This window comes from Streptomyces sp. SCSIO ZS0520 (assembly GCF_025643355.1).
In the GTDB taxonomy this organism is placed as follows: Bacteria; Actinomycetota; Actinomycetes; order Streptomycetales; family Streptomycetaceae; genus Streptomyces; species Streptomyces physcomitrii.
This window is the reverse complement of record NZ_CP092644.1, coordinates 3,792,089-3,812,876: the sequence shown is the minus strand read 5'-3', so window position 1 is coordinate 3,812,876 and position 20,788 is coordinate 3,792,089. Positions and strand designations below refer to the sequence as shown.

The 20,788-nt window shown below is 74.1% G+C and carries 7 protein-coding genes; 5 read left to right on the top strand and 2 right to left on the bottom strand.

From position 1 onward, the window contains the following. Positions 1–44: 44 nt before the first annotated feature. Positions 45–1,214: a phospholipase D-like domain-containing protein gene (locus MID12_RS14630; RefSeq protein WP_263167634.1), complete on the bottom strand. Its 1,170-nt coding sequence runs from the start codon at positions 1,212–1,214 to the stop codon at positions 45–47. A gap of 156 nt (positions 1,215–1,370) precedes the next feature. Between MID12_RS14630 and MID12_RS14625 the strand changes: the two genes are divergently transcribed. Both MID12_RS14625 and MID12_RS14620 read left to right on the top strand, forming a co-directional pair. After that, complete coding sequence (locus tag MID12_RS14625; protein WP_040250799.1) at positions 1,371–1,613, top strand: DUF6411 family protein; 243 nt, start codon at positions 1,371–1,373, stop codon at positions 1,611–1,613. Between the two features lie 188 nt (positions 1,614–1,801). After that, positions 1,802–2,080 (top strand): hypothetical protein, encoded by a 279-nt coding sequence (locus MID12_RS14620; RefSeq protein WP_040250796.1) that lies wholly within the window; start codon positions 1,802–1,804, stop codon positions 2,078–2,080. A 117-nt stretch (positions 2,081–2,197) separates the two neighbouring features. Here MID12_RS14620 and MID12_RS14615 read toward each other — a convergent pair whose 3' ends face one another. Beyond that, positions 2,198–3,145: a methionyl-tRNA formyltransferase gene (locus MID12_RS14615; protein ID WP_263167631.1), complete on the bottom strand. Its 948-nt coding sequence runs from the start codon at positions 3,143–3,145 to the stop codon at positions 2,198–2,200. A gap of 254 nt (positions 3,146–3,399) precedes the next feature. Here MID12_RS14615 and MID12_RS14610 point away from each other — a divergent pair, with 254 nt between their 5' ends. From MID12_RS14610 to MID12_RS14600, 3 genes are all read left to right on the top strand, one after another. After that, positions 3,400–4,755, top strand: a complete 1,356-nt coding sequence (locus tag MID12_RS14610; RefSeq protein WP_263167629.1) for a lysine N(6)-hydroxylase/L-ornithine N(5)-oxygenase family protein — start codon at positions 3,400–3,402, stop codon at positions 4,753–4,755. Between the two features lie 297 nt (positions 4,756–5,052). Further along, a complete protein-coding gene (locus MID12_RS14605; RefSeq protein WP_263167627.1) occupies positions 5,053–6,042 on the top strand; it encodes an iron-siderophore ABC transporter substrate-binding protein in 990 nt (329 codons plus the stop codon). Positions 6,043–6,272: 230 nt separating this feature from the next. Beyond that, positions 6,273–20,618 (top strand): non-ribosomal peptide synthetase, encoded by a 14,346-nt coding sequence (locus MID12_RS14600; protein ID WP_263167625.1) that lies wholly within the window; start codon positions 6,273–6,275, stop codon positions 20,616–20,618. Positions 20,619–20,788: the final 170 nt, after the last annotated feature.

Here is a 20,788-nt window from a genome sequence, read left to right as displayed (position 1 = left end):
CGCGCACGGACCGCGGCGCCGGGCCCGCCGCCTCACCGGCCGCCTCAGAGGTAGCGGCGGATCGGGCGTACCGCGAGCTCCCGGGCGCGCTGCGCGAGCGGGCGCGTGCGCCAGCGCGCGGGGTCGATCCGGGCGCTGTTGCCGAGGTCCTCCGCGAAGTGCGCGTCGAGGGTGGCGGTCAGCCCGGAGTCGATGACGGCGAGCATGACCTCCTCGTCGTGGTCCAGGGAGCGGCGGTTGAAGTTGGTCGAGCCGACCAGCGAGACCTCTCCGTCCACGGTGATCACCTTGGTGTGCAGCATCGTCGGCTGGTACTGCCAGATGCTCACCCCGCAGTCGAGCAGCGCCCCGTAGTGGTGCTGTCCGGCGAGCTGGCAGACCCGCTTGTCGGTGTACGGGCCCGGCAGCAGGATCTCCACCTCGACCCCGCGCCGGGCGGTGGCGCACAGCAGCTCGACGAAGTAGTGGTCCGGCGCGAAGTAGGCGGTGGCGAGCCGGAACCGGCGCTCGGCGGACTCCAGGACCACCCGGAGCAGGGTCTGCATGTCCTGCCAGCCGAAGCTCGCCGAGCCGCGGACCACCTGCACCACCGCGTCCCCGGCCGGGGGCAGTTCGACGAAGCGGTCCCGGGAGTCGAAGAGGGTCTCGTGGCACTCGGCCCAGTTCTGCGCGAAGGCGGCGGCCAGCCCGTCCACGGCGGGGCCCCGGACCTCCACATGGGTGTCCCGCCACTCCTTCGGCCCGCGGGCGTCGCCGCACCACTCCTCGGCGATGCCGACGCCGCCGGTGAAGGCCTGCCGCTCGTCGACCACCAGGACCTTGCGGTGGCAGCGGTGGTTCTGCTTCAGCGGGGAGATCCAGGCGGGCCGCCGGAACCAGGAGACGTCCACCCCGGCGCGCGCCATCAGATCGAGCTGGTCCTGCTCGATGAGGCGGCTGCCGAAGCCGTCGAGCAGCAGCCGCACCCGCAGTCCGGCGCGGGCCCGGTCGGCGAGGGCCTCGGCGAACTCGCGGGCGATGCCGCCGGTCCAGTAGACGAAGGTCATCATGTCGACGGTGTGCTCGGCGGCGCGGATGGCCGCCAGCATCGCGGGGAAGATCTCGTCGCCGTTGCGCAGCGGCCGGACGCTGTTGCCCTCGGTCGCCGCGATGCCGATCAGCCGCTCCAGGCGGCGTCTTATCTCGGTTCCGGGCGGGGTCTCGGTACTGGTCATGCGGTCCTCGGGCTTCTTCGGGGAGAGGGTGGGGCGCGATCCGCCCGCGGTCCGTCTTGTTTCCGGGTACGCGGCGGGGGCAGCCGATGAATGCCGAACGGCAACGGTTCGCCCGGCACACAGTAGCCAGCGGAGCCGTGAGAGAGGACGGACATCATGATCATTATCGGAATTGTGGGCATCTGCCTGGTTCTGCTCGTCCTCGCCTTCCTGATGCCGCGCCTCTCGCGGCACCCGGAGCGGGGCACCCAGAAGGCCCTCGGCCTGGGCACCCGGACCGGCGGCAAGGCGCCGGGCCCGCTCGGCCGCCTGCTGAGCAAGCCCTTCCGCAGCAGCCAGAAGGCGGTGGGCCGCAGCGGCTCGGCCGGCCGACGGGGCCGCGGCAAGCTGCCCTTCTGACCTTCCGCGGGACCCGCCCCGCAGGCCTTCCGCGGGACCTGCCCGCGACTCCGGGCCCTTGAGCGCCCGGCACCACCCCCCTGGGGGTGGCCTGACTTCGTACCTGACCCCGCGGCACCGAGTACGGTGCGGCGAAACCGTGCCGATGGGCCGCCGAGGCGGCGGGCACGGCGAACGAGAGGACTTCGATGCAGCCCCTGACCGAGCAAGTGGAACTCGACTTCACGGACGAACTCCGGGCCAGAGCGGGCCTCTTCGCCGATGAGCACGTGGGCCTGTGGGTGGCCGTCACCGCACCCAACACGGTCAACCTCGGCGGCGCCCGCTCCGCCGAGGTCCTGCAGGCCGCGGCCGACTGGCTGGCCGCGGACGAGAGCGCCGAGGTGACCGCCCTCGCCTGGTCCCGCAGCCCCGAGGACCCGCCGCTGCGCCTGAGCATGCGGCTCGCCCAGGCCCCGGCGAAGTAGCCGCCCCGGCCCGCCCGCGCCCGGCGCCCCGCCCGCGCCGATCACGCGTCGAGCCCCGGCCCGCCTCCTCCGGGAAGCGTGCCGGGGCTCGGACGCGTCGGCCCGTTCCGGTGCCGGTCAGGGGCGGTTGACGAGATAGCCGCCCATCGCGGTGAAGTACTCGGTGGCGGGCAGCTCGCGGCCGTCCTCGGTGCGGACCCGGGTGATCGCGAGCCCGTGGTTGCGCCCGGTGCGTGCGTCCGCCCCGGCGACGATCACCACGCCCTCGCCCTCGCGGTAGAAGATCCGCCCGGGGGTGCCGCCGTAACGGCCCTCGGAGACCTGGGCGGTGAGCACGTCGAGCCGCTTGCCCTTGTGGAAGGTGTACGCGCTCGGGTACGGGGCGGACTGGGCGCGCACCAGGCGGTCCAGGTCCGCCGCGGGCCAGGTCCAGTCGAGGCGGCTGTCCTCGGCGGCGCGCTTGTGGAAGAAGCTGGCCTGGGACCGGTCCTGCCGGGTGAACTCGCTCTCGCCCGCGGCGATCCGGGCGAGCGCGCCGGTGGTGACCGGGGCGATCAGCTCGACGGTCTTGTGGAAGAGGTCGGTGGCGGTGTCCCGCGGGCCGACCTCCACCGCCTGCTGGAGGACGATGTCCCCGGCGTCCAGGGTGTCGTCCATCATGTGGGCGGTGACGCCGACTTCGGGCTCGCCGTTGATCAGCGCCCAGATCAGCGGGGAGAAGCCCGCGTACTTCGGCAGCAGCGAGTCGTGGACGTTCAGGGTGCCGTGGCGGGGCAGGCCGAAGATGCGCGGCGGGATCCAGGTGCGCCAGTTGTTGGCGACGATGATGTCCGGGTCGGCTTCCTTCAGCCGGGCGAACAGCTCCTCGTCGTCGGGGCGGTTGCGGATCAGGACCGGGACGCCGTTCTCCTCGGCGAGGTCGGCGACCGAGTCGCTCCAGATCTTCTCGTAGGCGTGCTCGCTCTTGGGGTGGGTCACCACCATGACGACGTCGTGTTCGGAGTCCAGAAGGGCTCGCAGGGTGCGGTGCCCCCAGGTCTGATATCCGAACATGACGACCCGCATGGGGGGTTCCTCCTCTGGGCAGGGATTGGTCGGCGCCCAGTAAAGCAAGGCTTACCTTAGCCTGCAATGCCGCGTGACTGAGGCGGAGTTCACGTCCGGCCGTGCCGCTTGACCGGTTTGTCCCGTCGACACTCCACGAGGTTAAGCTTAGGCTTACCTAAGTCCCGGGGGTGTGCGGTGTCGAGCCGCCATGCCCTCGGACGCATGCCCCCTTCCCCCGCGCCGAAAGCGGCTGCCCGCATGATGGGAGTGACATGTCTCAGGCTCTTCCTGGCGACGATGCACCGTTGATCCACGACCTCATAGGGATCGGCTTCGGCCCCTCCAACGTGGCCATGGCGATCGCGCTCAGCGAGCACAACGCACGCGTCGGAAGGCAGGAGGCGGTCACTGCTCACTTCTTCGAGCGGCAGCCGAACTTCGGCTGGCACCGCGGCATGCTGATCGACGACGCGACCATGCAGGTGTCCTTCCTCAAGGACCTGGTGACACTGCGCAACCCGGCCAGCGAGTACAGCTTCCTGTGCTATCTGCAGAGCAAGGGGCGTCTGGTCGACTTCGTCAACCACAAGAACCTCTTCCCGCTGCGGGTGGAGTTCCACGACTACTTCGAGTGGGCCGCGGCCAAGGCCGACGACATGGTCTCGTACGGGCACCAGGTGGTCTCCGTCGAGCCGGTGGAGCGGGACGGCGTCGTCGAGTACCTGGACGTGACCTCCCGCTGCGGCGAGGAGCTGGTCGTCCACCGGGCCCGCAACCTCGTCGTCGGCACCGGGCTCACCCCCAAGATGCCCGAGGGCGTCGCCCGCGGCGAGCGGATCTGGCACACCTCCGACCTGCTGCGGAAGGTGGACGCCCTGGAGGGCACCGAGCCCACCCGCTTCCTGGTCGTCGGCGCCGGGCAGAGCGCCGCGGAGAACGTGGCCTATCTGCACCGCCGCTTCCCCACCGCCGAGGTCTGCGCCGTCTTCTCGCGCTACGGCTACAGCCCCGCCGACGACAGCGCCTTCGCCAACCGGATCTTCGACCCGGCCGCGGTGGACGACTACTTCACCGCGCCGGAGGCGGTCAAGCGCAAGCTGATGGACTACCACGGCAACACCAACTACGCCGTGGTGGACATCGACTTGATCGACGACCTCTACAAGCAGGCCTACCGGGAGAGTGTGCTCGGCACCGAGCGGCTGCGCTTCCACAACGTCTCCCGGCTCACCGAGGTGCTGGCCGGGCCCGACAAGGTCCGCGCCACCGTCGAGTCCCTGGTCACCGGCGAGAAGACGCCGCTGGACGCCGATGTGGTGGTGTACGCCACGGGGTACGAGCCCGCCGACGGTCTGGCCCTGCTCGGTGAGGTCGCCGAGCGCTGCCGGCGCGACGAGGCCGGCCGGGTCCGGGTCGAGCGCGACTACCGGGTGGCGACCGATCCCGCGCTGCGCTGCGGCATCTACCTCCAGGGCGGCACCGAGCACACCCACGGCATCACCTCCTCGCTGCTGTCCAACACCGCGATCCGGGTCGGCGAGATCCTCGACTCGATCCTGGAGCGGGGCCTGAAGTCCGCCTCCGACGAGGCCCGTCCGGTCGTGGACGGCATCAGCACCGCGCGCTGACCCCCGCTGTCCTTCCGGGGCGCACCGCCCAACCGGCGTGCCCCGCCTCCTGGTTCACCGTCCCCACGGGTCCGCCGAGCCGCCCGGCCCGGCACCTCGCTGAGCCGCAGCCCCCCGCAGCACCACCACCCCCTGGAGAGCCGCCCCGCGCGCCGGGGCTACTCTCACCGCCGCGCGCCGCCCGCTCGCGCTGCCGTCCGGCAGCCCGGCGGCGCAGTGAACTCCCCGAAAGGAAACAACGTGTCCCAAGGCACACCCGTGCTGACGCGGTTCGCGAGATACCTCCCGAAAGCGGCCGTGGCCGTGACCGCCGCGCTCGCGCTGACCGCCTGCGGGGGCGGCTCCGACGACTCCGGCTCCGAGGGGTCCAAGGACCCCAAGGGCGGCTCCAGTTCGGGGGCCTTCCCGGTCACCGTGGAGCACAAGTACGGCTCCACGAAGATCGACAAGGCGCCGGAGAAGGTCGTCACCCTCGGCCTCTCGGACCAGGACACCGTGCTCGCGCTCGGCATCAAGCCGGTCGGCTCGGTGGACTGGTTCAAGGAGCGCCCGTACGGCAAGTGGCCCTGGACCAAGGCGAAGTGGGGCTCCGAGACGCCGCAGATCGTCGGCGAGCGCGACGAGTTCAACATGGAGAAGATCGCCTCCCTCAAGCCGGACCTGGTCATCGCCCAGTACTCCGGCATGAAGAAGGAGCAGTACGAGACGCTCTCCAAGTTCACCAAGGTCGTCGCGCAGCCCAAGGGGCACCCGGACTACGCCGCCCCCTGGAAGGTGATGACCCGTCAGATCGGCAAGTCGCTCGGCAAGGACGCCGAGACCGAGAAGCTGATCAAGGGCATCGACGCGCGGTTCAAGAAGGTGCGCACCGAGCACCCCGAGTTCGCCAAGATGACGCTGGCCGTCGCGGACAGCTTCGAGGCGGGCAAGTACAGCGCCTTCACCAAGACCGACCCGAAGGCGATCTTCTTCGAGGAGTTCGGCTTCAAGCTCAAGCCCGAGGTCGACAAGCTCGCCCAACCCGGCATGAACGCGGCCGAGTTGAGCGCCGAGAAGCTGAGCGTCCTGGACACCGACCGGCTGGTCTGGGTCACCTCCAGCACCGAGGCCGACGAGCGCATCCAGGGCGAGGCGCTCTACAAGAAGCTGAAGGTCCACCAGGAAAAGCGCGACCTGTTCGTGCCCTACCAGGGCCCCGACATCGGCGCGGCCTTCTCCTTCAACACCGTCCTGTCGATCCCGTACGCGATCGACGAGATCCTGCCGCTGCTGACCGCCATCAAGTAGCCGCGGCCGCCCTCAGGCACCGGAAGACCGGCTGCCGGTGGCGAACTCCCGCGTAGGACAGGGGAGTTCGTTACCGGTACGCCCGGCGGGGCCGGCACGGCAGCACCGTGCGGCCCCGCCGAGCCGCGCCCGCCGCCCCACGCGGGCACCCACCCGCACCACGCGCACCACCCCGCACCACCGCACCCCCACCTCCTCGCCACCGCACCACCAGAGAAGGGCCCCCGAAGATGTCTGACGCCGCGCCGGACCGGACCGCCACCGCCGGAACTCCCCTCACCGGCGGGCAGTCGGGCATCTGGCTCGCCCAGCAGATCGAGCCGGACAGCACGGCCTTCCACATCTCCTTCGTCCTCGAACTGAACGGCGAGGTCGACCTGGAGCGCCTGACCGCGGCCGTCCGGGGGGCGGTCGACCAGGCCGAGGCCCTGCACGTCCGCATCGAGGACCACGGGCGGGGGCCCCGGCAGACCGTCGCGCGCCGGGAGTTCGAGGTGCCCGTGCTCGACTTCCGCGCGGAGGCGGATCCGGCCGCGGCGGCCCGCGACTGGCAGGAGGCCGAGCGGAGCCGGCCGGTGGACCTCGCCGCCGGGCCGCTGTTCGCGCAGGCGGTGCTGCGGGTCGGCGACCGGCGGGTGCTCTGGTACCAGCGCTACCACCACCTCGTCCTGGACGGCATGGGCGTCGCCCTGCTCACCCGCCGCGCCGGACAGCTCTACACCGACGGCGAGCAGGCCCCCGCCCCGGCCGACTGGTCCCTGTCCGGGCTCCTCGACGCCGAGGCCGACTACCGGGCCTCCGCGGCGTACACCGAGGACCGCGCCTACTGGCAGCGGACCCTGGCGGACCGCCCCGAGCCGGTACGGCTCGTCGAGCGCGGCCACGCCCCGATGTCCCGCCGGCTGCGCACCACCACCGAACTCACCGCCGGGGACCTGGAGTTGCTCGGCGCCGCCGCCCGGCGCGCCGGGGTCCGGCCGTCCCGGCTGCTGCTCGCCTCCGTCGCCGCCTATCTGCACCGGGTCAGCGGCGCCCAGGACCTCGTCCTCGGGCTGCCGATCCCGGCCCGGCAGGACGCCGTCTCGGCGACGGTGCCCGGCATGGTCTCCAATATCGTCCCGCTGCGGATCGCCGCCCGGCCCGGCACCACCGGCGCCGCACTCGTCGCCGAGGTGGGCCGCGCCGTCTCCGCAGCGGTACGGCACGGGCGCTACCGCGCCGAGGAGCTGGCCAAGGAACTCGGCCTGACCGAGGGCGTACCCGAACTGGTCGGGCCGACCGTCAACATCATGCCGCGCGCGGAGGACCTGCGGTTCGCCGACCACGAGGCCGACATCCACCCCGCCTGGCTCGGCCCGGTCAGCGACCTCGCGGTCAACTTCGCCGAGTGCGACGGCGGCAACGGCGTCCGCCTGCACCTCGACGCGGACGCGGACCTCTGCGACGAGCAGCAGCTCCGCGCCCACCAGGACCGGTTCCTGCGGCTGCTGCGCGCCTTCCTCACCGACCCGGACCTGCCGCTCGGCCACCTGGAGCTGACCTCCGCCGCCGAACGCACCGTCCTGCTCGACGAGTTCGGCCTCGCGCCGCACGAGTCGCCCGAACTCACCTGGCCCGCCGCCTTCGAGGAGCGGGTGCGCCGCGCCCCCGGGTCCACCGCCCTGGTCTTCGAGGACCAGGAGCTGAGCTACGCGGAGCTGAACGCCGCCGCCAACCGCCTTGCCCGGCTGCTGACTTCACGCGGCGTGGGCGCCGAGGACATCGTCGGCATCGCCCTGCCCCGCACCCCCGAACTCGTGGTCGCGCTGCTCGCGGTGATGAAGGCGGGCGCCGCCTATCTGCCGCTCGACGCCGACCACCCCCGCGAGCGCCTCGCCTATATGCTCGCCGACGCCGGTGCCCGCACCGTGGTCACCGTCCGCGGACTCGCCGGTGACCTGCCCGCCGAGCCCGGGCCCGCCCTGGTGCTGCTCGACGAGGAGGCCACCGCCGCCGAGCGCGCCGCCCAGGACCCCTCCGACCTCGGGCTCCCGCTGCCGCTGGACCGGGCCGCGTACGTCATCTACACCTCCGGGTCCACCGGGCGGCCCAAAGGCGTCGTGGTCAGCCATGACGGCATCGGCAGCCTGATCGCGACCGCCGCCGAGCGCCTCGGCGTGGACGCCTCCAGCCGGGTGGCGCAGTTCGCCTCGGTCGGCTTCGACGTGACCGTCTGGGACCTGGTGATGTCGCTGTGCGCGGGCGGCCGGGTGGTCCTGGTGCCCACCGAGCGCCGCGTCGCCGGGCCCGCGCTCACCACCTACCTGGAGCGGCACGGCGCCACCCATATGATCCTGCCGCCCTCGCTGGTCTCCGCGCTGCCGCGGGAGTGCCGCCTGCCCGAGGGCGCCGTCCTCGTCGTCGGCACCGAGGCCGTGCCGAGCGAGCTGATCGCCCGCTGGTCCGACCGGCTCCAGGTGGTCGTCGCCTACGGACTCACCGAGGCGAGCGTCAACTCCACCCTCTGGCGCGCCGAGGCGGGCCGCCCCGGCCCCGCCCCGATCGGCATACCCGACCCCAACACCCGTGCGTACGTACTGGATTCGGCGCTGCGGCCGGTGCCGGTCGGCAGCGAGGGCGAGCTGTACGTGGCCGGACGCGGACTCGCCCGCGGCTACCTCGGGCGGCCCGGGCTGAGCGCCGGGCGCTTCGTCGCCGACCCCTTCGGCGCGCCCGGCAGCCGGATGTACCGCACCGGCGACCGGGTCCGCTGGAACGCGGCGGGCGAGCTCGACTTCCTCGGCCGCGCCGACGGGCAGATCAAGATCCGCGGCCACCGCATCGAACCCGGCGAGGTGGAGAGCGCCTTCATGGCCTGCCCCGGGATCGCCCAGGCCGGGGTCCTGGTCCGCGAGGACCACCGCGGCGTCAAGCGCCTGGTCGCCTACCTGGTCACCGGCGGCGAGGAACGCGAGGCGGGCGAGGCCGCGGTGGCCGCCGCCCGCGCCGATGTGGCCGCCACCCTGCCCGACCACCTGGTGCCCACCGCGGTGGTCGTCCTGGACCGCCCGCTGCCGCTGACCCCCAACGGCAAGCTGGACACCGCCGCCCTGCCCGCGCCCCGCTGGACCGCGCTCAGCGGCGCCGACGCCCCGACGGGCCCCGCCGAGACCGCCCTGGCCGCGCTCTTCGCCGAGGTCCTCGCCCTGCCCTCGGTCGGCGTGCACGACAGCTTCTTCGAGCTGGGCGGCGACAGCATCGTCGCCCTCCAGCTGGTCAACCGCGCCCGCGAGGCCGGTTATCTGCTCAGCCCCCGCGAGGTCTTCCGGCAGCGCACGGTCTCCGCGCTCGCCCGCACCGCAGCGCGCGCCCCCGAGCGGGCCGCCGCCCCCGCCCTCCGCCTCGACGAGGACGCCCTGCCGGTCTCCCCGCTCCAGGAGGGCTTCTTCTTCCACGCCTCCTTCGAGCCCGAGGCCGCCGACCTCTACCTGGTGCAGGAGGTCCTCGACCTCGCGGGCGAGATCGACCCGGGGCGGCTGCGCGGCGCCCTCCAACTCCTCCTGGACCGGCACCCCTTGCTGCGCGCCGCCTTCCGGCAGCTGCCCGGCGGCCGGGTCGTGCAGCGCCTCGCGCCCGGGGCCGAGCTGCCCTGGCGGGAGGCCGACACCCGCGAACGCGCCCTGGCGGAGATCCTCGCCGCCGACCGCGCCGAGGGCTTCGACCTGGCCCGGCCCCCGCTGCTGCGCGCCACCCTGATCCGGGACGGGCAGCGCCACCGGCTGCTGCTCACCCTGCACCACATCATCGCCGACGGCTGGTCCGTCGCCGTGCTCCTGCGCGAACTGCACACCGCCTACCGGGGCGGGGCCCTGCCCGCCCCCGCCGACCCGGGCGGCTATCTGTCCTGGCTCGCGGGCCGGGACCGCGAGGCGGCGCGCGAGGCCTGGCGCACCGCGCTCGCGGAGCTGCCGGAACCCGCCAGGCTGCCCCAACTCACCGCCACCGAGGGGGAGAAGGCGCCCGCCCGCCCCCGGCAGGTGGACGCCCGGCTGCCCGCGGAGCTGAGCACCGCGCTCGCCGCCTACGCCCGCCGGGAGGGACTGACCCTCAGCACTGTGGTGCACGGGCTGTGGGGCGTCCTGCTCGGCGGACTCACCGGCGGCGACGACCTCCTCTTCGGCAGCACGGTCTCCGGACGCACCACCGAGGTCGCCCGACTCGACTCCGCCGTCGGCCTGTTCATCAACACCGTGCCCGCGCGGGTGCGGCTGCGCGCCGGGGAGAGCCTGACCGGGCTGCTGCACCGGGTGCAGGACGACCACGCGGCGCTCCTGGAGCACCAGCACCTCGGCCTCGCCGAGATCCAGCGCCTCGTCGCGCCCGGCGGCGGTGAACTCTTCGACACCCTGGTCGTGTTCGAGAACTTCCCGGCCGCGGAGCCCTCCGGCGCCCAGGACCCGGACGCCCTGCGGGTGACCGGCGTCGAGGTGCACGACGCGGTGCACTACCCCCTCGCGCTCATCGTCGAGCCGGGCGGGACGGACCGCGCGGACCTGCGGCTGCGCCTGAAGTACGACGCCGCCCGCCTGGACCAGCGCGATGTCGCGGTGCTGGCGAGCCGCTACACCGCCCTGCTGCGCACCCTGGTCGCCGAGCCCGAACTCCCTCTTGCCCGGGTCGACTTGCTCTCCGTCCGCGAGCGGGACCGGCTCGGCGAACTCAACGCCACCGCCCGCCCGGTGCTCCCCGCCACCCTCGCCTCGCTCTTCACCGCGCAGGCGTCCCGCACCCCGGAGGCCACCGCCGTGGTCTTCGAGGGCACGACGCTGACCTACGCCGAACTCGACGCCCGTGCGGAGGAGTTGGCCCGGCGGCTGCGGGCCGGGGGCGCCGGTCCGGAGAGCTTCGTCGGGGTCGCGGTGCCGCGTTCGGCCGAGCTGATGGTCGCCCTGCTGGGGGTGCTCAAGTCGGGCGCCGCCTATCTGCCACTCGACCTGGACTACCCGGCCGAGCGGGTCGCCTTCATGCTCACCGACTCCGGCGCCCGCACCGTGGTCACCACCGCCGGGGCGGCCGGACGGCTCCCGGAGGTGCCGGGCCTGGACACCCTCGTACTCGACGGGCCCGGTGCGGACAGGAACGCTATGGGCGGATCCGGTGCGGACGGGAACGCTGCGGACGGGGCCCCGGCGGAGGCGGGAGTGCCCGCCGCCCCGCACCACCCCGCCTATCTGATCTACACCTCCGGCTCCACCGGCCGCCCCAAGGGCGTCGTCGTCACCCATGAGGCGATCGCCAACCGGCTCGCCTGGATGCAGGGGGAGTACGGACTCGGCGCCGGGGACCGGGTGCTGCAGAAGACGCCGTCCAGCTTCGACGTCTCGGTCTGGGAGTTCTTCTGGCCGCTCGCCGAGGGCGCAGCCGTCGTCCTCGCCCGGCCCGAGGGGCACCGCGACCCCTCCTACCTCGCCGGTCTGATCGCGGCCGAGCGGATCACCACCCTGCACTTCGTGCCCTCCATGCTGGGCGCCTTCCTCCAGGTGATGGAGGCCGAGGGCGAGCCCGCCTGGGCGGCGAGCCTGAGCCGGGTGTTCTGCAGCGGCGAGGCGCTGAGCGGCGCCGACGCCCGGCGCTGGCGGCAGCTGACCTCCCGCGGCGGCCGCACCCCGGTCCCGCTGCACAACCTCTACGGGCCCACCGAGGCCGCCGTGGACGTCACCTACTTCCCCTGCGCGGCGGGGGAGGACGCCGGGGCGGCGAGCCTGCCCATCGGGCGGCCGGTGTGGAACACCCGGCTGCATGTCCTCGACCCCTTCCTGCGGCCCGTCCCGGACGGGGTGCCGGGCGAGCTGTACCTCGCCGGAATCCAGCTGGCCCGCGCCTACCACGACCGGCCGGGCCTGACCGCCGGGCGCTTCGTGGCCGACCCCTTCGGCGGTCCCGGGGAGCGGATGTACCGCACCGGTGACCTGGTGCGGCGGCGCGCGGACGGCGCCGTGGAGTACCTGGGCCGCACCGACCGGCAGGTCAAGATCCGCGGCAACCGGGTCGAACTCCCGGAGATCGAGGCGGCGTTGGCCGGTCTGCCGGGGGTGGCCCGGGCCGCCGTGATCGTCCGCGAGGGCGCGCTCGCCGGATACGCGGTGCCCGCGCCCGGCGCCGGACTCGACCCCGAGGAGCTGCGCGCCGCCCTCGCCGCGGCGCTGCCCGCCGCGCTGGTGCCGAACGCCGTCCTGGTGCTCGGCGAACTCCCGCTCACCGCCAGCGGAAAGCTCGACCAGAACGCGCTGCCCGCGCCCTCCCACGCGCCCCGGGCGGGCGGCCGCGCGCCGCGGGACGCCCGCGAGCAGCTGCTCTGCGAGGTCTTCGCGGCTGTGCTCGGGGTGGACGGCATCGGCGCCGAGGACGACTTCTTCGTGCTCGGCGGCGACAGCCTCACCTCCATCGCCGTCGCCACCGGGGCCCGCGAACGCGGACTGCCGCTCAGCCCGCGCGAGGTCTTCACCCACCGGACCCCGGCCGCGCTCGCCGCCGCCCTCGCGGAGGCGGAGGCCCAAGCGGCCCCGGCACAGCCCGAGTCGGGAGCCTCGGACGCCGTCACCGTCTCCGCCGCCGACGCCGGAGCCGCGGCCACCGCGCTCCGGGCGATGCTCGCGCAGCAGGAGCAGTCCGGCGCGGCCGTCGACCCGGCGCTGCGCGCCCTCCTCGACCAGCTGAACGCGGGGGCCCCGGCAGCCCCGGAGCCCGCAACGCCCGCCCCACTGGGCGGACTTGAGCTGACCGAGGAGGAGCGGGCCCGGGTCGCCGAGGTGGCCGGGCTGCCGCTCGCCGACCTCTGGCCGCTCTCCCCGCTCCAGGAGGGCATGTACTTCCACGCCACCTACGACGCGGGCGAGGCGCTCGACGTCTACCTCTCCCAGGAGACCCTGGACTTCGACCGCCGGGTCGACCCGGACCGGCTGCGCGCCGCCTGCCGGAGCCTGCTCGACCGCAACCTCAGCCTGCGCGCCGGATTCACCAGCGACGGACTGCCGCGCCCGGTGCAGTTCCTGGTCGAGGGCGCCGAAATCCCGCTGCACGAGGAGGACTTGACCGGCCTCGGCGCCGAGGAGGCGGACGCCAGGGTCGCCGGACTGCTCGCCGCCGACCGGCGCCGCCGCTTCGACCTCTCCGCGCCCCCGCTGTGCCGACTGCTCCTGCTGCGGCTGCCGGACGGCCGGGATCGCCTGGTCGTCACCCACCACCTCATCCTCTGGGACGGCTGGTCCGCCTGGCTGTTCCTGGAGGAGCTGTTCACCCTCTACGAGCGCGCCGGGGACGCCACCGGCCTTGCCCCGCGCGGCAGTTACCGCGACTACCTGGCCTGGCTCGACGAGCAGGATGCGGGCGAGGCGCTGGCCGCCTGGCGCACCGCGCTCGCCGGTTTCGAGGAGCCGACGCTGCTCGCCCCGACGGGCCGGGACAGCGGCCCGGTGATCCCGGTCGACCACGAGTCCGTACTCGACGAGGCGACCGGCGACCGGCTGCGCGCCGCCGTCCGGCGCCACGGGCTCACCCTCAACAGCGTGCTCAACGCGGCCTGGGGCCTGGTGCTCTCGGCGCTGACCGGCCGCGCGGACGTCGTCTTCGGCACCGCGGTCGCCGGCCGCCCCGCCGAGGTCCCCGAGGTCGGCGGCATCATCGGCATGTTCCTCAACACGGTGCCCGCCCGCGTCGCCCTCGACCCCGCCGAACCGCTGCCCGCCCTCCTGCGCAGGCTCCAGTCGGAGCGCGCCGCCGTGATGCCCTACGAGTACGTGGGGCTCGGCACGCTCCAGCAGGAGACCGGCCACCGGCGCCTCTTCGACACGCTGTTCGTGCTGCGCTCGGCGGACGGCGAGGACCGGGCGGCGGCGCTGCGCGAGCGGCACGGCATCACCGGGGTCTCCAATGTGGACGGCACCCACTTCCCGCTCACCCTGATCGTCACCCCGGGCACCCGGCTGCGGGTCACCCTCGCCGCCCGGCCCGACCACTTCGACGCGGCCGCCGCGGGCACCATCCTGGCCCGCTTCACCGCCGTCCTGGAGCGCCTCACCGAGGCCCTCGCGGCGCCGGACGCCGAGGCGGCCCGTACCGTCGGGCTCGATCTGCTGCTGCCCGCCGAGCGGCGCGCCCTGCTCACCGAGGGGGCCGCCGCCCGGGAGCCGGTGCCGGACGAGACCATCGCCGACCTGCTCGCCGCGCAGGCCGCCCGCACCCCGGACGAGGTGGCCGTCGTCTTCGGCGAGCAGGCCCTCAGCTACGCCGAACTCGACGCCCGGATCAACAAGTTGGCCCGGCTGCTGCTGGCCAGGGGCGCCGGTCCCGAGCAGGCGGTGGCGCTGGCGCTGCCGCGCTCCCTGGACATGGTCTGCGCCCTCTTCGCGGTGCTGCGCACCGGCGCCGCCTATCTGCCGCTCGACCTGGACCACCCGGCCGAGCGGCTGCGCCTGATGATCGAGGACACCCGCCCCCTGTGCCTGCTCTCCACGGCCGCCACCGCACCCTCGCTGCGCGGGGCCGAGGGCCCGCTCGCCCCTGAACTCCTGCTCGATGACGCCGAGTCGACCGAGGAGCTGGCCGCCCTCTCCGGCGCGGAGATCGCCGACGCGGAGCGGCCCGCCTTCGCCCGCGGGGTGCCCGGACGCCTGGAGCACCCGGCGTACGTGATCTACACCTCCGGCTCCACCGGCCGGCCCAAGGGCGTCGTCACCCCGTACCGCGGGCTGACGAACATGCAGCTCAACCACCAGAAGGAGATCTTCGACCCGGCCATCGCCGCGGCGGGCGGACGGCGGCTGCGGATCGCGCACACCGTCTCCTTCGCCTTCGACATGTCCTGGGAGGAGCTGCTCTGGCTGGTCGAGGGCCATGAGGTGCACGTCTGCGACGAGGAACTGCGCCGGGACGCCGAGGCGCTCGTCGCCTACTGCGACCGGCACCGCGTCGATGTCGTCAACGTGACCCCGACCTACGCCCAACTCCTCATCGAGGAAGGGCTGCTGGAGCAGGACGTGAAGCGCGGGCGGCACCGTCCGGCCCTGGTGCTGCTCGGCGGCGAGGCCGTCTCGGAGACCGTGTGGAGCAGGCTGCGGGACACCGAGGGCACCTACGGCTACAACCTGTACGGGCCCACCGAGTACACGATCAACACCCTGGGCGGCTCCACCACCGACAGCGCGAGCCCCACCGTGGGCCTGCCCATCCGCGCCACCCGCGCGCACATCCTGGACACCATGCTGCGCCCGGTCCCGCCGGGCAGCCCCGGTGAGCTGTACATCGCCGGGGTGGGCCTGGCCCGCGGCTACCACGACCGCCTGGCGCTGACCGCCGAGCGCTTCGTCGCCGATCCCTTCGGGGAGCCCGGCGAGCGGATGTACCGCACCGGTGACCTGGTGCGCCGCCGCCCGGACGGGCAGCTGGACTTCCTCGGCCGCACCGACGACCAGGTGAAGATCCGCGGCTACCGGGTCGAACTCGGCGAGATATCCGCCGCGTTGACCTCGCACCCGGGGATCGCGCACGCCGCCGTGGTGGTCGCCCCGCACGCCGGGACCAAGCGACTGGTCGGTTATCTGGTGCCCGAGGAGGGCGCCCCGGCGGGCGAGGAACTGCTCACCGCGCTCCGCGCCCACCTGAAGACCCTGCTGCCCGACTACATGGTCCCGGCCGCCCTGGTCACCGTGCCCACCCTGCCGCTGACCGTCAACGGCAAGCTCGACACCAAGGCGCTGCCCGCCCCGGAGTTCGGCCAGGGCGGCACCAGCCGCCCGCCGCGCACCCCGCAGGAGGAGACCCTCTGCGGGCTCTACGCCGAGGTGCTCGGCCTGCCCGCGGGCAGCGTCGGCATCGACAGCGACTTCTTCGACCTCGGCGGCCACTCGCTGCTCGCCACCCGCCTGGTCAGCCGCGCCCGTACCGCGCTTGAGGCGGAGCTCGCGATCCGGGACCTCTTCGAGGCGCCCACCGTCGCCGAGCTGGCCGAGCGGGTGGCCCGCGCGGGCGGCGCGGCCCGTCCCGCGCTGACCGCCGGGGAGCGCCCCGGTGAACTCCCGCTCTCCTACGCCCAGCAGCGGCTGTGGGTGATCCAGCAGATCGAGGGCGCCTCCGCCGCGTACAACTTCCCGCTGGTGATGCGGCTGCGCGGACCGCTCGACCCGGCCGCCTGGCGGGCCGCGCTCGGGGACCTGACGGGGCGTCATGAGGCCCTGCGGACCCTCTTCACCGAGCGCGAGGGGCAGGTCTTCCAGACCATCCTGCCCACCGCGGACGCCCAGCCGGTGGTGGAGCACCTGCCCGCCACCGAGGCGGAACTGCCCGCCCTGGTCGACGCCGCGGTCAACCGGCCCTTCGACCTCTCGGCCGAACTCCCGCTGCGGGCCACGGTCTTCGAGGTCGGCCCGGAGGACCACCTGGTCGTCCTGCTGCTGCACCACATCACCACCGACGAGTGGTCCGACCGCCCCTTCCTGCGCGATCTGGCCACCGCCTACCGGGCCCGGCTCGCGGGCGGCGCCCCCGCCTGGGAGCCGCTGGCCGTCCAGTACGCCGACTACGCGCTCTGGCAGCACCGGCTGCTCGGCGATCCGGCGCGCCCGGAGAGCCTGGCCGCCCGCCAACTCGACTACTGGGAGCGGTCCTTGGCCGGGGCGCCGGAGGAGCTGGAACTCCCCACCGACCGCCCGCGCCCGGCCCGCCCGGCCTTCACCGGCGCCGAACTCGACCTCGCCTTCCCGGCCGAGGTGCACGAGGGCCTCAAGCGGCTCGCCCGGGAGAGCGGCGCCAGCATGTTCATGGTGGTCCACGCGGCGGTCGCCGCACTGCTGCACCGCCTCGGCGCCGGCAGCGACCTCCCGCTCGGCGCGCCCATCGCGGGCCGCGGCGACGAGGCCCTGGACGAGCTGGTCGGCTTCTTCGTCAACACCCTGGTCCTGCGCACCGATGTGAGCGGCGACCCCTCCTTCACCGAACTCCTCGGCCGCGTACGGGAATTGGACCTGGCGGCCTTCTCGCACGCGGATGTGCCCTTCGAGTCGGTCGTGGAGCGGATCAACCCGACCCGCTCGCTCTCCCGCAACCCGCTCTTCCAGGTCATGGTCGGCTACCACGCCCGCGGCGGCGAGGACGTCCGACTGCCGGGCCTGCAGGCGGAGTACGTGCCCTTCCGGGTCCGCAACGCCAAGTTCGACCTGGTCTTCAGCTTCACCGAACGGCTCGGTACGGACGGCGACCCGGGCGCCCTCGGCTGCCGCCTGGAGTACGCCGACGAACTCTTCGACCACGCCACCGCCGAACGCCTCGGCGCCCGGCTGCGGCACCTGCTCGCCGCCCTGGTCGCGGCACCCGGCGCACCCCTGTCCCGTACCGAGATCCTCGCCGAGGGCGAACGGGAGCTGGTGCTCGGGGAGTTCAACGCCACCGCGCGGGAGGTCGCCGAGGAGTCGCTGCCCGCGCAGTTCGCCCGGCAGCTGGCCGCGCGGCCGGAGGCGCTCGCCGTCACCGGCCCCGACCGCTCGCTGAGCTACGCCGCACTGGAGGCGCGCGCCAACCGGATCGCCCGGCTGCTCGCCGCCCGGGGCGTCGGCACCGAGAGCGTGGTCGGGGTGGCCGTGCCCCGCAGCACCGACATGGTGGCCACCGTGCTCGGCGTGCTCAAGCTCGGCGCCGCCTTCCTGCCGCTCGACCTGGTCCACCCCGCCGACCGGCTCAGCTATATGACGAAGGACTCCGGGGCGGCGCTGATCGTCGGCACCGAGCAGGTCGCCGGGAAGATCCCCGAGGTGGCGGGCGTGCCCGTGCTGCTGCTCGACGCCCCCGGGACCGCCGCCGAGCTGGACGGGCTGTCCGGCGAGGCACCGGCCACCGCCCCGATCCCGCTGGACCGCGCCGCCTACGTCATCTACACCTCCGGCTCCACCGGGCGCCCCAAGGGCGTCGTCGTGCCGCACGAGGGCATCGCCAGCCTGGTGGCCACCGCGGTCGACCGGATGGGCCTGCGGGCCGACAGCCATGTCCTGCAGTTCGCCTCCATCGGCTTCGACGTCTTCGTCTTCGAGCTGGCCATGGCGCTCTGCCACGGCGGGCGCCTCGTCCTGATCACCGAGGAGGCCCGGGTCGCGGGCGCGGCCCTGACCGACTTCCTCGCCGCCGAGCGGATCACCCATATGATCCTGCCGCCGTCCCTGGTCTCCGCCCTGCCGCCGGGCTGCCAACTCCCGGACGGATCCACCGTGTTGGTCGGCACCGAGACCGTGCCCCCGGACCTCTTCGCCCGCTTCGGCGAGCGTGCGCACCTGATCTGCGCGTACGGACTGACCGAGGCCACCGTCAACTCCACGCTCTGGCCCGCCAGGGAGCACGGCGGACTGCCCTCGGGCCGGGTCCCGATCGGCCGCCCCGACCCCAACACCCGGGCGTACGTGCTCGACGAGAACCTGCGGCCGGTGCCGCCCGGGGTGGCCGGCGAGCTGTACATCGCCGGGCGCGGACTCGCCCGGGGCTACCTCGGCAAGGCCGCGCTGACCTCCGAGCGCTTCCTCGCCGACCCCTTCGGGGCGCCCGGCAGTCGGATGTACCGCACCGGGGACCGGGCGCGCTGGGCCGCCGACGGCAACCTCGACTTCCTCGGCCGGGTCGACACCCAGGTGAAGATCCGCGGCTTCCGTATCGAACTCGGCGAGATCGAGGCGGCGTTGGCAGCGCACCCCTCGGTCGCCCAGGCCAGCGTGGTCGCCGACCGGGACGCCGACATCGTGCGCCTCGTCGGCTACGCCGTGCCGGAGTCCGGCGCCGCGCTCGACCCCGGGGCCCTGCGCGCCCATGTCGCGGGCCTGGTACCGGAGTACATGGTCCCCGCCCTGGTGGTGCCGCTGGTCGGGCCGCTGCCGCTGACCGCCAACGGCAAGGTCGACCGCAAGGCGCTGCCCGCGCCCGACTGGTCGGAGCTGACCGGCGACGCCCGGCCCGCCACCGGCACCCAGGCCCGGCTGGCCGCGCTCTTCGGCGAGATCCTCGGCCTGGCAGACGTCGGCGTGCACGACAACTTCTTCGCCCTGGGCGGCCATTCGATGGCCTCGATGCGGCTGCTCGGCCGGATCCGCGCCGAGTTCGGCGTCGAGCTGCGCATCCGCGACATCTTCGACGCGCTCACCGTCGCGGGCATCGCGGCCAAGGTCGAGGGCGCCTCGGCCTCCCGACCCCCGCTGCGGGCGGCCGGGGACACCGGCGGTGACCCGGGCGCGGACCGGCCGCTGGCCCCGGTGCAGCACTGGCAGTGGGAGGCGTACCGGGCCGCCCCGGCCTTCGACCACGCCCTGGTGCTGCGCTCGCCGGGCGGCCTCGACGCCGGGGCGCTGTCCGCCGCGCTCTCCGATGTGACGGGGCGTCATGAACCGCTGCGTACCGCCTTCTCGGTGGACGCGGGCGGCGCGGTCTCCCCCCGGGCCGTGGCGGCTCCGGTGCTCGCCGTGGAGGAGTGCGCGGGTGACCTGGACGCACGGGTCGCCCAACTCGCCCTGGAGGCACCGGACCTGGAGCGGGAGGCGCCGCTGCGCGCCCGCCTGCTCACCGCGGCCGACGGCAGCCAGGCGGTCCTGCTCACCCTGCACTACCTCGCCGTGGACGAGTGGTCGGTGGTCCCCCTCTTCCGCGACCTCAGCACCGCCTACGCCGCCCGCAGCCGGGGGAGCGCCCCCGAGTGGCCGCCGCTTCCGGTCTCGTACGGGGACTACAGCCGCTGGGCCCGCGAGGTCCTGGGCGACCCGGCCGACCCGGAGAGCCGCGCCGCCCGCCAACTCGACTACTGGCGGCGGACCTTGGCGGGCATTCCGGCCCGACTGGCGCTGCCCTCGGGCGGATCCGGTACGGAGGCGGAGGGCGATCGCGCCCCCGAGGCGGCCGAACGGCCCGTCAGCCACGTCGCCTTCACCCTCGACGCGGAGCTGCACGCCGAGGTGGACCGGCTCGCCCGCGCCACCGGCACCAGCATGTTCATGGTGCTGCACTCGGCGCTTGCGGCCGTGCTCACCGCGCACGGGGCGGGCACCGACCTGCCGATCGGCACCATGGTCGCGGGCCGCACCGACGACCAACTCGCCGATCTGGTGGGCTGCTTCCTCAACACCGTCGTACTGCGCACCGACACCGCGGGGGACCCCTCCTTCGCCGCGCTCCTCGGCCGGGTGCGGGAGACCACCCTCTCCGCGCTCGACCAGCAGGAGGTCCCCTTCGACGAGGTGGTCCGCGCCACCGCACTGCCGCCGCGCGGACCCCAGGTCATGGTGATCCACCACGAACAGGCCGACCTGGCACGGCTGGAGGGCGGCATGGGCGACCTGCTCGCGGTGCCCACCGCCTCGGCCCGCGCCGAACTCGCCCTCAGCTTCTACGAGCCGCGCGGCGAGGGCCCGGTGCACTGCGCCCTGCTGCACGCCACCGCGCTGCTCGGCACCGCCGAGGCGGAGCGGCTCACGGGCGAACTCCTCGCCGTACTGCGGACGGTGGCGGCCGACCCCGGTCTGCCGCTCTCGGAGGTGACCAGCACCGCACGCGGCACCGGCCCGGAGCACACCGGCTAGGCGGTGTCTTCACACTCCCCTCGTCGCCCGGAGGGCGGCGTCGCGGCGTCCGGTGCGGCGAGACGTGCGTGCCAGGCGTCGCGGCGCGGAGGGGAGTGTTGAGGCAGGCCCTGGCGGCCACCCGATCGGGTCACGTGCCGGGGCGGCGCGTGACCCGGTGCCGCCCGCCG